An 11,809-nucleotide genomic window follows, 5' to 3' on the forward strand; every position below is an offset into this window, starting at 1 on the left:
GGTGCGGCTGCCGTATCACCTGTCGTCGGTCACCCAGGCCGCGGCCCGCGCCGCGCTGCGGCACGCCGACGACACCTTGGGTAGCGTCGCCACCCTGATCGCCGAACGGGAACGCGTCACAACGGCGTTGAGCGGCATGGGTTTTCGGGTGATCCCTAGCGATGCGAACTTCGTGCTGTTCGGGGAATTCGCCGACGCGCCGGCCACCTGGCAGCGCTACCTGGACGCCGGCGTGCTGATCCGCGACGTCGGCATCCCCGGCTACCTGCGCGCCACGACGGGCCTGGCCGAGGAGAACGACGCCTTCCTGCGGGCCAGCGCCCAGATCGCGGCCACCGAACTGGCCCCAGCCACCTCAGTAGGAGCCCCGTGACCACCGAAACACGCCGCGCGCGAATCGAACGGCGCACCAAGGAATCCGACATCGTCGTCGAGCTCGACCTCGACGGCACCGGACAGGTCGATGTCGACACCGGGGTGCCGTTCTACGACCACATGCTCACGGCGCTGGGCAGCCACGCCAGCTTCGACCTGACCGTGCGCACCAAGGGCGACACCGAGATCGAGGGTCACCACACCATCGAGGACACCGCCATCGCGCTGGGCCAGGCGCTCGGGCAGGCGCTGGGCGACAAGAAGGGCATCCGGCGCTTCGGGGACGCCTTCATCCCGATGGACGAGGCGCTGGCCCACGCCGCGGTCGACGTGTCCGGGCGTCCCTACTGCGTGCACACCGGCGAGCCGGACCACCTGCAGCACACCACGATCACCGGCAGCTCGGTGCCGTATCACACCGTCGTCAACCGGCACGTGTTCGAAACGCTGGCCTCCAACGCCCGCATCGCGCTGCACGTGCGCGTCCTGTACGGCCGCGACCCGCACCACATCACCGAAGCCGAGTACAAGGCGGTGGCCCGAGCGCTGCGTCACGCGGTCGAGCTCGATTCCCGGGTGTCGGGTGTGCCGTCCACCAAGGGTGTTCTGTGACGAAATCAATCGTGGTGCTCGACTACGGCTCGGGCAACCTGCGGTCGGCGCAACGCGCGCTGCAGCGGGTCGGCGGGTCGGTCGAGGTGACCGCCGACGCGGGCGCCGCGGCGGCCGCCGACGGGTTGGTGGTGCCCGGGGTCGGCGCCTTCGAGGCGTGCATGACGGGCCTGCGGAAGGTCGGGGGAGATCGCATCATCGCCGAGCGGGTGGCCGCCGGGCGCCCCGTGCTCGGCGTGTGCGTGGGCATGCAGATCCTGTTCGCCCGCGGGGTGGAATTCGGGGTCGAGACCAGGGGCTGCGGGCAGTGGCCGGGGGCCGTCACGCGGCTGGACGCGCCGGTGATCCCGCACATGGGCTGGAACGTGGTGAACGCCGCGACCGGCAGCGTGCTGTTCAAGGGGCTGGACTCCGGCGCTCGGTTCTACTTCGTGCACTCCTACGCCGCGCAGCGCTGGGAGGGTTCGGACAAGGCGTTGCTGACCTGGGCGACGCACCAGGTGCCGTTCCTGGCCGCGGTCGAGGACGGGCCCCTGTCCGCCACCCAATTCCACCCGGAGAAGAGCGGCGACGCCGGAGCGGCCGTGCTGAGCAATTGGGTTGAGGGACTGTAAATGCCATTGATTCTGTTACCGGCCGTCGACGTGGTCGAGGGCCGTGCCGTGCGTCTGGTGCAAGGCAAAGCCGGCAGCGAAACCGAGTACGGCTCGGCGCTGGACGCCGCGCTGGGCTGGCAGCGCGACGGCGCCGAGTGGATCCATCTGGTCGACCTGGACGCCGCGTTCGGCCGCGGCTCCAACCGTGAGCTGCTCGCCGAGGTGGTGGGCAAGCTCGACGTGCAGGTGGAGTTGTCCGGCGGGATCCGCGACGACGACTCGCTGGCCGCCGCGCTGGCCACCGGCTGCGCGCGGGTCAACCTCGGCACGGCCGCCTTGGAGAACCCGCAATGGTGCGCGCGGGCGATCGCCGAACACGGCGACAAGGTGGCCGTCGGGCTCGACGTGCAGATCGTTGACGGCCAGCATCGGCTGCGCGGACGCGGCTGGGAGACCGACGGCGGCGACCTCTGGGAAGTGCTGGAACGCCTTGACGGCCAAGGGTGTTCGCGCTACGTCGTTACCGACGTCACCAAGGACGGAACCCTGGGCGGCCCCAATCTGGAGCTGCTGGGTGCGGTGGCCGACCGCACGGAGGCCCCGGTGATCGCGTCGGGCGGTGTGTCTAGCCTGGACGACCTGCGCGCCATCACCACGCTCACCGACCGCGGGGTCGAGGGCGCCATCGTGGGCAAGGCGCTGTACGCCGGGCGGTTCACCCTGCCGCAGGCTCTGGCCGCGGTGAGGGCGTAGCCGCATGGACCTCAACGCGATGGTCTCGCCCTTGGTCGACAAGGCGTCAGTCATCCTCGACGCCGCGGTGCCGCGCTTCCTGGAGGGCCACCGCGCCGATTCCGCGGTTGCCAAGAAGGGCAACGACTTTGCCACGGAGATCGACCTCGCGATCGAACGCCAGGTCGTCACCGCGTTGCAGGCCACCACCGGGATCGGCGTGCACGGCGAGGAATTCGGCGGCACCGACGTGGACTCGCCGTGGGTGTGGGTGGTGGATCCCGTCGACGGGACGTTCAATTATGCGGCCGGGTCGCCGATGGCCGCGATCCTGCTGGCCCTGCTGCACGACGGCGAGCCGGTCGCGGGCCTGACCTGGCTGCCGTTCGTCGGCGAGCGCTACACCGCCATCGCGGGCGGCCCGCTGGTCAAAAACGGTGCGCCGCAACCGTCCCTGGAAACCACGCAGCTCGCCGACAGCCTCCTCGCGGTCGGAACGTTCAGCGCCGACTCGCGCGGCCGGTTTCCGGGGCGCTACCGGATTGCCCTGCTGGAGAACCTGAGCCGGGTCTCGTCGCGGCTGCGCATGCACGGCTCCACCGGCATCGACCTCGTCTACGTCGCCGACGGAATACTCGGCGCCGCAATCAGTTTCGGTGGGCACGTATGGGACCACGCCGCCGGGGTGGCGCAGGTGAGGTCCGCGGGTGGCATCGTCACCGACCTGGCCGGCAAACCGTGGACGCCCGCGTCGGACTCGGTGCTGGCCGCGGCCCCCGGGGCGCACGGCGAAATCCTCGAGATCCTGAGCGCCGTCGGCGATCCGGAGGACTACTGAGATGTACGCGGGTACCGGCCTTGCCGTGCGCGTGATCCCGTGCCTGGACGTCGACGCCGGGCGGGTCGTCAAGGGCGTCAACTTCGAAAACCTCCGCGACGCCGGCGATCCGGTCGAGCTGGCCGCGGCCTACGACGCCGAAGGCGCCGACGAGCTGACCTTCCTGGACGTGACGGCGTCGTCGTCGGGCAGGGCGACCATGCTCGACGTAGTGCGCCGGACCGCCGAGCAGGTGTTCATCCCGCTCACGGTCGGCGGCGGGGTGCGCACCGTGGCCGACGTCGACACCCTGTTGCGCGCGGGCGCCGACAAGGTCTCCGTCAACACCGCCGCGATCGCGCGGCCGGACCTGCTCGCCGAAATGGCAACCCAATTCGGCTCCCAGTGCATCGTGTTGTCCGTCGACGCCCGCAAGGTGCCCGCCGGATCGGCGCCGACGCCGTCGGGCTGGGAGGTGACCACCCACGGGGGGCGCCGGGGCACCGGCATCGACGCCGTGGAATGGGCGGCCCGCGGCGCCGAACTCGGGGTGGGGGAGATCCTGCTCAACTCGATGGACGCCGACGGCACCAAGGCGGGCTTCGACCTGCCGATGCTGCGCGCCGTCCGCGCGGCCGTCACGGTGCCGGTGATCGCCAGCGGCGGCGCCGGGGCGGTGGAACACTTCGCGCCCGCGGTCGCCGCCGGGGCCGATGCGGTGTTGGCGGCCAGCGTCTTTCACTTCCGCGAGCTCACCATCGGGCAGGTGAAGGCCGCGATGGCGGCAGAACAGATCACGGTCCGATGACGCTCGACCCGAACATCGCCGCGCGGCTGAAGCGCAACGCCGAAGGGCTCGTCACCGCCGTCGTACAGGAGCGCGGCAGCGGCGACGTGCTCATGGTCGCCTGGATGGACGACGACGCGCTGGCCCGGACGCTGGAAACCCGTGAGGCCACGTATTATTCGCGATCCCGCGGCGAACAGTGGATCAAGGGGGCGACCTCGGGCCACACCCAGCACGTCCATTCGGTGCGTCTGGACTGCGACGGCGACACCGTGCTGCTGACCGTCGACCAGGTCGGCGGCGCCTGCCACACCGGCGATCACAGCTGCTTCGACGCCGACCAGCTGCTGGAACCCGAAGGCTAGCTCGGCGCGACGTCCAACCCGGTGGCCGCGGCGATCGCGGCGCGCGCCCATTCGTGGCGGAACACGGCCGGCGCGATGCGATCACGGCGAATCATCTCCAAGTCGATGGCCTTTCCGGTGAGCGCCGCGTTGGGCACGCGGAAGGAAAACGCGGTTTCACCGGTGGCCACCGCCAGGATGGCGTCGCTATCGGTGAAATGGTTTGCGACCATGACGTTTTCGGCCCACTTGAACGGCTTGAGGCCGCCGAAGCTTGGGACGTACACCACCCACAGTCGGGTGCCGCGCCCGTTGTAGAGGTTGGTGAGCGCGCGGTTCACCGCGTCGTACTCGAGCGGGCCCAGCACGCCCGACTGATCGGTGATCTGTCCGGACAGCGTGATCGGGCTTGCAGCGGCGTTGCCGGACGGCGCCGGCGCGGCCGACGCCGACGACGCGGCGGCGTGACGTTGGTGGCTTCGGGTGCCCAGAGCGCGGACCCCAAAGTAGGCGCCGACGGCGACCACCGCGATTGCGACGAGCGCCGCGATCGCCACGAGTGGTCCCCGCCCGCCGCGCGCCTCGGGCGCGGGCGGCGGCGCGCTCGTGGGCTTCGGGATCACCGCGGTCGGCGCCGGAATGACCGTGGTGGGCCCGGCGGTCACTTCCGAGGCGGCGGTGCCGACCTGGCTGCCCAGTGCCGCGGCGAAGTCGGCGCACGTCGGGTAGCGGTCCTCGGGCTTCTTCGCCAGGGCCTTGGCGATGGCGCCGTCAAGGTCGGCCAGCTCGGGCCGGCGCTCGCTGATGTTCGGCGGCGGCGCGGACAGGTGCTGGGTGATGACCACCGCCGGGTTGGAGTGGCGAAACGGGGCGGACCCGGCCAGCAGGTCGAACGCGGTGCAGCCCAGCGCGTATTGATCGGCCCGCCCGTCCACGTCGAGGCCCTGCAACTGCTCGGGCGCGCAGTAAGCGGTGGTGCCCACCAACATGTTCGTCGCGGTCAGGCCGCTGATGTCGCCGAGCTCGCGGGCAATCCCGAAGTCGGCGAGCAGAACTCGCCGTCGCGGGCTCGCGTCGGTCAGCAGGATGTTCGCCGGCTTGACGTCGCGATGAAGCAGCCCACGCGAGTGGGCGTAGTCGAGCGCGTCCGCGACGGCCGAAATGATCTCGACCACATCGGCTTTCGGCATCCCGGACGGGTACTGAGTCCGCAGCAGCTTCGCCGCGTCGGTTCCCTCCACGTAGTCCATCGAGATCCACAGCTGCCCGTCGTATTCCCCGCGGTCGTGGATGCCGACGATGTGCTCGTTGTACAGGCTGGCCGCCAGGTCGGCCTCGCGGTTGAAGCGCTGGCGGAATTCGTCGTTCGCGGTCAGCTCGCTGGGCAGGATCTTCAGGGCGTCGCGACGCGGCAGCCGCGGGTGCTGCGCCAGATACACCTGGCCCATTCCGCCGGTCCCCAGACGCCGAATGATCGTGTACCCGGCGAAGACCTGCCCCTCGGTCAGGCCTGCGCTGCGAGCACCGCTTTCTGGCATGTGAGCATGGTACTGAGCCAGCGGACACGCAAAGCCGTAATCGCAAGGAGCTGCCCATGGTGTCGGCCCGACCCGCGCTGTATCGGCCCGCGCAGCCGCTGGCCGAGCACGTCGAGTTCTTCGGTCATTGGCGCCACCGCGGGCCCACCTACCGAAGCCGGGCGTTGCCCCGCGGCGCGGTGACCATCGTCTTCGACGTCGGGCGGCGACAGCGCCTGGACTTCTACGCCGCCGACGGCCGCACCCGCCTGACGGTTCCGCCCGCGGTCGTGACCGGACCGCACCGCGCGGCGTACATCACCGACATCGCGGCCGACGAGCCCGCCATGGCCATTCACTTCCGGCCCGGGGGCGCGTTTCCGTTTCTCGGGATCCCGCTCGGCGACCTCCAAGACGTCGCGGTGGGCCTCGACGACATCTGGGGGCGCAGCGGCCGCGAGCTGCACGAGCGGTTGATCGCCGCCCCCTCGGTCGCCGCCCGGTTCGGCATCCTCGACGACTTCCTGCTGTCGCGCGCCCGGTTCTCCGTGCGCCGCGACCCCGGCGTCGCCGCCGCGCTGGCGGCGGTCGAGGCCAACCCCTCGGTCCGGATGGCCGAACTGCGCCGCCTGACGGGGCTGTCGACCAAGCGGATGATCGCGCTGTTCCGGGCCGAGGTCGGGCTGGCGCCGAAGGCCTACGCGCGGGTGCGTCGCCTGCAGGCGGCGCTGCGCCGGCTCGGGGAGGGCACGGCGGGCGGTGCGCGCATCGCCGCGGACACCGGCTATTTCGACCAGGCGCACTTCGCTCGCGAGTTCCGCGCGTTTACCGCGATGACCCCGACGCAGTACGGTCGGCAGCCGCTCGTGCTGCCCAGCCACGTCCCCGTCGAGGGGCACAAAAATCCAATATCGCCCGCGCCGGCGTCGTCATGATCGGGGTATGGACAACACCAGACAAGCGGTAGCGGCCACCGGATTGCTCGCGGCGGCGGTGCGCGCCGAGGAAGCCGGGCGCGACGAGCCGCTGTTCACCGACCCGTTCGCCGAACGGCTGGCCGGCGACGACGGCCGACGGTTGCTGGCCGACGCGGTGGCCGCGACCGGACAGTCGCCGGCGGAGATCGCCATTCGCACACGTTTTTTCGACGAGGCGCTGCTCGACGCCCAGCGCGACGGCGCGTTGCAGGTGGTGATCCTGGCCGCCGGCATGGACGCCCGCGCGTACCGCCTTCAGTGGCGGCCGGGCACGACGGTCTACGAGGTGGACCAGCCGCAGGTGATCGCGACCAAGGACGAGCGACTGGCCGGCGCGACGCCCCGGTGCCGGCGCGTCGCGGTCGGCATCGACCTTTCCGACGATTGGCCGGAAGCGCTTGTCCGCCAGGGGTATTCGTCGTCGGCGAAGGCGGCGTGGCTGGTCGAGGGATTGCTGCAGTACATCGAGGCGCCGGCCGTCGACACCCTGTTCGCGCGCATCGACGCGCTGTCGGCCCCGGGGGATGTGCTGCTCTACAACGTGATCGGCCAGTCGCTGCTGGAGGCGCCGTTTCTGCAGTCGACGCAGGAATTCATGCGCCGCCTCGGCGCGCCATGGGTCTTCGGCACCGACACACCGGGCGCCCTCGTCGAGGGCCGCGGCTGGACCGCGGTCGTCACCGACGTGGCCGAACCCGGCAGTCGGTGGCACCGCTGGGAGCACCCCGTCGTCCCGATGGACGTGCCCGGCGTTCCGCGTGGCTACTTCGTGGTGGCGACCAAGTCGTGAACCCGGCCTGACCCAGGCGCACCCGTCGGGCGCCGGCGCGTGTCATCGGCGAGAATGGCGGGCGATGCGCAAACGGCTGTCCTGGGCCTCCTGGACCACAGTGGTGCCGCTGATCGCCGTCCTCGTGCTGACCGCCACCTGGGGCGAACACCTCGGGCCGGTCCTGATCGCGCTGCAGGCCGTGCTGTTGATCGGCGCCGTGCTGGCGGCCGTCCAGCACGCCGAGGTGGTCGCGGCCCGCGTCGGCGAGCCGTTCGGGTCGCTGGTGCTCGCGGGCGCGGTGACGGTGATCGAGGTGGCCCTGATCGTCGAGTTGATGGCGTCGGGCGGCAACGAGGCGGCCACGCTCGCCCGGGACACCGCGTTCGCCGCGTTCATGATCACCACCAACGGGATCGCGGGTTTGTCGCTGTCGTGGGGTTCGCGGCGCTACGGCGTGACGTTGTTCAACGCCGAGGGCAGCGGAGCCGCGCTGGCCACGCTGACGACGTTGGCGACGCTGAGCCTCGCGCTGCCCGCGTTCACCATCAGCCATCCCGGCAAGGAGTTCTCGCCGGGCCAGCTCATCTTCACCGCGGTCATCTCGCTCCTGCTCTACCTGCTGTTCGTGTTCACCCAGACCGTCCGGCATCGCGACTTCTTCCTGCCGGTCGCGCAGAAGGGCCAGAAGCGGCTGTTCGAGGAGGACGAAAACCACGCCGACCCGCCGAGCGCGCGTTCGGCGCTGGTCAGCCTGGTGTTGCTGCTAGTGGCGCTGGTGGCGGTGGTGGGCCTGGCCGAACAGGAGTCGCCGGCCGTCGAGCGCCTGGTGACGGCGGCCGGCTTCCCCCAGTCGTTCGTCGGCGTGGTGATCGCGATGCTGGTGCTGCTGCCCGAGACGCTCGCGGCGGTGCGCGCCGCCCGCCGCGGGCGCATCCAGACCAGCCTGAATCTCGCCTACGGCTCCGCGATGGCCAGCATCGGGCTCACGATCCCCGCCATCGCGGTGGCGAGCATCTGGCTGAAGGGGCCGCTGGTGCTCGGCCTGGCGCCGACCCAGTTGGTGCTGCTGGCCCTGACCGTGGTGATCAGCATGCTGACCGTGGTGCCCGGCCGGGCTACCCGGCTGCAGGGCGAGGTGCATCTGGTGCTGCTGGCCGCCTACGTGTTCTTGGCGATCATCCCCTGAGGGCTACCGGAAGCTGTTCAACGAAAACAGTGATTTTCGCACCGGTGCGGTCTAGAGTTCTCCGCGTCGCCGACGGCCCCAAGCGGACCTTGGCGACCCAGCGTTCAATCGTCGGGAGGCGCCAAATGTCGTATCTGATTGCCGCGCCGGAGGCGCTGACGGTCGCAGCGGGGGATTTGGCAAGCATCGGTTCGGCGGTCCAGGCCGCCAATGCCGCCGGGGCGGCGCAGACGACGAGCGTACTGGCCGCGGCGACGGATGAGGTGTCGACGGCCATCGCGGCGCTGTTCGGGGCGCACGGGCAAGCCTTTCAGGCGGTAAGCGCGCAGGCCTCGGCGTTTCATCAGCAGTTCGTGCAGGCCTTGAGCGCCGGCGCGGGCTCCTATGCGAGCGCCGAGGCGGCCAACGTGATGAACTTGGCCGGAGCGGCGGCCCAGACACTGCCCGGTCCCTTCCAGGATTCGGCCCTGTCGATCGGCGGGTTCCAACTGTTCCAGTCGGGGTCCGCGAAAGCCACCTCCGGGATGGGCGACGTTGCGTTCGCCTTTGGTCCGAACAACACCGCCATCGCCACGGGCGGCATATTGTCCACGGCCACCGCCATCGGCAGCAACAACGTTGCCCTATCCAACGGCCTGCTCGACAACGCGTTCGTCCGCGGCACCGGCAGCTTTGCACTGACCGCGGGCAACCTCAACTCCGCTTCCGTTTTCGGCAACAACAGCGAGGCTCTTACGCAGATCGGAACCAATGACACGGCTACCGTTTTCGGAAACGGCAGCGTTGCTTTTGCCGGTGGGAGCCCCGCAGCCACCGGCAACTTCGACTCCGCCATGGTCGCGGGCAACGGCAGCACCGCCGAGGCGGGGGCCTTCAGCACTGTGAGCAGCAACTTCAACGTCGCCGACGTCTTGTCAGGCACCGGCGGCATCGCCGTTGCCGGCGACGGGGTCGCCAACATGGCCACCACCATTTCCGGGGCGAACCAGATTGCGATTGCCGGCAGCGTCGTTTCCGGCGTCGCCAGCAACTTCAACGTCGCCACGGTCTTGGGCTTCTTGGGCAATAACCTCGAGGCGGCCGCGACGGGCGGTTTCAGCTTCGTCCACGCGCCCTAGGCTGCCGCCGGCGCTCAACTTCCTGCGGTTCTAGGCCGGCATCAGGAAGAGTGCGCTCGCAGCGTCTCCAGCGCCTTGTCGGCGTGGGTGTCCATGCTGAGCTCGCTGGAGATCACGTCGAGCACCGTGCGGTCGGTGTCGATGACGAACGTCGTGCGCTTGACCGGCATCAGCTTGCCGAGCAGGCCGCGCTTGACGCCGAACTGCGCGGCGACCGTGCCCTCGGTGTCCGACAGCAGCGGGTAGTCGAACTTGCGCAGGTCGGCGAACTTGGCCTGCTTCTCGACGGGGTCGGCGCTGATGCCCACGCGGTTGGCGCCGACGGCGGCGAATTCGGAGGCCAGGTCGCGGAAGTGGCAGGCCTCCTTGGTGCAGCCCGGCGTCATCGCGGCGGGGTAGAAGAACAGCACCACGGGGCCGTCGGCTAGCAGGGCGCTCAGCTTGCGCGGCGTTCCCGTCTGGTCGGGGAGTTCGAAGTCGGCCACGGTGTCACCAGGTTTCATGCGCGTCACGCTACGCGTGCCGCGAGCGTAACGGCAGTGCGAAAAGCGGCCTCTGAAATCGCAGCCACGTTACGCGCGCGGGCCGCCCACCCACGTCTGGGAAGATGGGTCGGTGCACGCCCACCTCGCCTCCGGCACCTCACGGGAGGAGTTCCGCCACCTCGCCGCGGAGCACCGTGTGGTGCCGGTGACCCGCAAGGTCTTGGCCGACAGCGAAACTCCGCTGTCGGCCTACCGCAAGCTCGCCGACAATCGGCCCGGCACGTTTCTGCTGGAGTCCGCGGAAAACGGGCGGTCCTGGTCGCGGTGGTCCTTCATCGGGGCCGGGGCGCCGTCGGCGCTGACCGTGCGCGACGGCGAAGCGGTCTGGCTGGGCGCGGTGCCGCAGGACGCGCCGACGGGCGGCGACCCGCTGCGGGCGCTGCGCGCCACCCTCGAGCTGCTGGCCACCGCCGCCATGCCGGGGCTGCCGCCGCTGTCGGGCGGCATGGTCGGCTTTTTCGCTTACGACCTGGTGCGACGGCTGGAACGCCTGCCCGAGCTGGCCGTCGACGACCTGCGCCTGCCCGACATGCTGCTGCTGCTGGCCACCGACCTCGCGGCCGTGGACCACCACGAGGGCACCATCACGCTGATCGCCAACGCCGTGAACTGGAACGGCACCGACGAGCGCGTCGACGAGGCCTACGACGACGCGGTCGCGCGCCTCGACGTGATGACCAAGGCGCTGGGCCAGCCGCTGCCGTCGACCGTTGCCACGTTCGCTCGGCCCCAGCCCAAGCACCGCTCGCAGCGCACCGTCGAGGAATACGGCAAGATCGTCGACTACCTCGTCGAGCAGATCGCGGCGGGCGAGGCGTTCCAGGTGGTGCCCTCGCAGCGCTTCGAGATGGACACCGACGTCGATCCCATCGACGTGTACCGGATGCTGCGGGCCACCAACCCGAGCCCCTACATGTATCTGATGCACGTCCCCAATAGCGCTGGGGCAACGGACTTTTCGATCGTCGGGTCCAGCCCGGAGGCGCTGGTGACCGTCGCCGACGGCTGGGCCACCACGCACCCCATCGCCGGGACTCGCTGGCGCGGCGACACCGACGAAGAGGATCAGCTGCTGGAAAAGGAACTGCTGGCCGACGACAAGGAACGTGCCGAGCACCTGATGCTCGTCGACCTGGGCCGCAACGACCTCGGCCGGGTCTGCACCCCCGGCACCGTCCGCGTCGACGACTACAGCCACATCGAGCGCTACAGCCACGTCATGCACCTGGTGTCGACGGTGACGGGGATGCTCGGCGAGGGCCGCACCGCGCTGGACGCGGTGACGGCCTGCTTCCCCGCCGGCACGCTCTCGGGCGCGCCCAAGGTGCGGGCGATGGAGCTCATCGAGGAGGTGGAGAAGACCCGTCGCGGCCTCTACGGCGGCGTGGTCGGCTACCTCGACTTCGCCGGCAACGCCGACTTCGCGATCGC

General features: G+C 70.3%; 14 protein-coding genes. 12 read left to right on the plus strand and 2 right to left on the minus strand.

Going from position 1 to position 11,809, the window contains the following annotated elements:
- From A5712_RS06285 to hisI, 7 genes are all read left to right on the plus strand, one after another.
- A partial coding sequence (locus tag A5712_RS06285) for an aminotransferase class I/II-fold pyridoxal phosphate-dependent enzyme (protein WP_156766444.1) occupies nt 1–373 on the plus strand: 373 nt, incomplete at its 5' end.
- Nucleotides 370–987, plus strand: a complete 618-nt coding sequence (gene hisB / locus A5712_RS06290; protein ID WP_068102604.1) for an imidazoleglycerol-phosphate dehydratase HisB — start codon at nt 370–372, stop codon at nt 985–987. The genes A5712_RS06285 and hisB, both read left to right, overlap by 4 nt.
- Entirely contained in the window at nt 984–1,601 is a 618-nt protein-coding gene (hisH, locus tag A5712_RS06295; RefSeq protein WP_068102606.1) for an imidazole glycerol phosphate synthase subunit HisH, read from the plus strand. The genes hisB and hisH overlap by 4 nt, the downstream gene beginning before the upstream one ends.
- Complete coding sequence (gene priA / locus A5712_RS06300) at nt 1,602–2,336, plus strand: bifunctional 1-(5-phosphoribosyl)-5-((5-phosphoribosylamino)methylideneamino)imidazole-4-carboxamide isomerase/phosphoribosylanthranilate isomerase PriA (protein ID WP_068102608.1); 735 nt, start codon at nt 1,602–1,604, stop codon at nt 2,334–2,336. It abuts the gene before it with no gap.
- A gap of 4 nt (nt 2,337–2,340) precedes the next feature.
- A complete protein-coding gene (locus A5712_RS06305; RefSeq protein WP_068102610.1) occupies nt 2,341–3,153 on the plus strand; it encodes an inositol monophosphatase in 813 nt (270 codons plus the stop codon).
- 1 nt (nt 3,154) lies between these two features.
- Nucleotides 3,155–3,940 carry an imidazole glycerol phosphate synthase subunit HisF gene (gene hisF, locus A5712_RS06310; RefSeq protein ID WP_068102612.1) on the plus strand — a complete coding sequence of 262 codons (786 nt, stop codon included), beginning with the start codon at nt 3,155–3,157 and terminating at the stop codon, nt 3,938–3,940.
- A complete protein-coding gene (hisI, locus tag A5712_RS06315) occupies nt 3,937–4,284 on the plus strand; it encodes a phosphoribosyl-AMP cyclohydrolase (protein WP_068102614.1) in 348 nt (115 codons plus the stop codon). Before hisF ends, hisI begins: the two co-directional genes overlap by 4 nt.
- Here the strand turns inward: hisI and A5712_RS06320 are convergent.
- Nucleotides 4,281–5,801: a serine/threonine-protein kinase gene (locus A5712_RS06320; protein ID WP_068102616.1), complete on the minus strand. Its 1,521-nt coding sequence runs from the start codon at nt 5,799–5,801 to the stop codon at nt 4,281–4,283. The genes hisI and A5712_RS06320 overlap by 4 nt on opposite strands.
- Before the next feature lie 56 nt (nt 5,802–5,857).
- On the opposite strand from A5712_RS06320, the gene A5712_RS06325 reads away from it, so the two are divergent.
- The 4 genes from A5712_RS06325 (at nt 5,858) to A5712_RS32415 (ending at nt 9,833) form a co-directional block, all read left to right on the plus strand.
- The gene (locus A5712_RS06325; protein ID WP_369830364.1) at nt 5,858–6,715 is read left to right on the plus strand and encodes a helix-turn-helix domain-containing protein; all 858 of its coding nucleotides are present in this window, start codon (nt 5,858–5,860) and stop codon (nt 6,713–6,715) included.
- 7 nt (nt 6,716–6,722) lie between these two features.
- On the plus strand, nt 6,723–7,547 hold the full coding sequence (locus tag A5712_RS06330) for an SAM-dependent methyltransferase (RefSeq protein ID WP_068102619.1): 825 nt from the start codon (nt 6,723–6,725) through the stop codon (nt 7,545–7,547).
- A 64-nt stretch (nt 7,548–7,611) separates the two neighbouring features.
- A complete protein-coding gene (locus tag A5712_RS06335) occupies nt 7,612–8,715 on the plus strand; it encodes a calcium:proton antiporter (protein WP_068102621.1) in 1,104 nt (367 codons plus the stop codon).
- Between the two features lie 125 nt (nt 8,716–8,840).
- Nucleotides 8,841–9,833 carry a PE family protein gene (locus A5712_RS32415; RefSeq protein ID WP_068102623.1) on the plus strand — a complete coding sequence of 331 codons (993 nt, stop codon included), beginning with the start codon at nt 8,841–8,843 and terminating at the stop codon, nt 9,831–9,833.
- A 41-nt stretch (nt 9,834–9,874) separates the two neighbouring features.
- Here A5712_RS32415 and A5712_RS06345 read toward each other — a convergent pair whose 3' ends face one another.
- On the minus strand, nt 9,875–10,336 hold the full coding sequence (locus A5712_RS06345; protein ID WP_068102627.1) for a peroxiredoxin: 462 nt from the start codon (nt 10,334–10,336) through the stop codon (nt 9,875–9,877).
- A 112-nt stretch (nt 10,337–10,448) separates the two neighbouring features.
- Between A5712_RS06345 and A5712_RS06350 the strand changes: the two genes are divergently transcribed.
- The coding region (locus A5712_RS06350; protein WP_068102629.1) for an anthranilate synthase component I at nt 10,449–11,809 on the plus strand (1,361 nt) is incomplete at its 3' end.

This window comes from Mycobacterium sp. E2327 (assembly GCF_001672675.1).
GTDB lineage: Bacteria > Actinomycetota > Actinomycetes > Mycobacteriales > Mycobacteriaceae > Mycobacterium.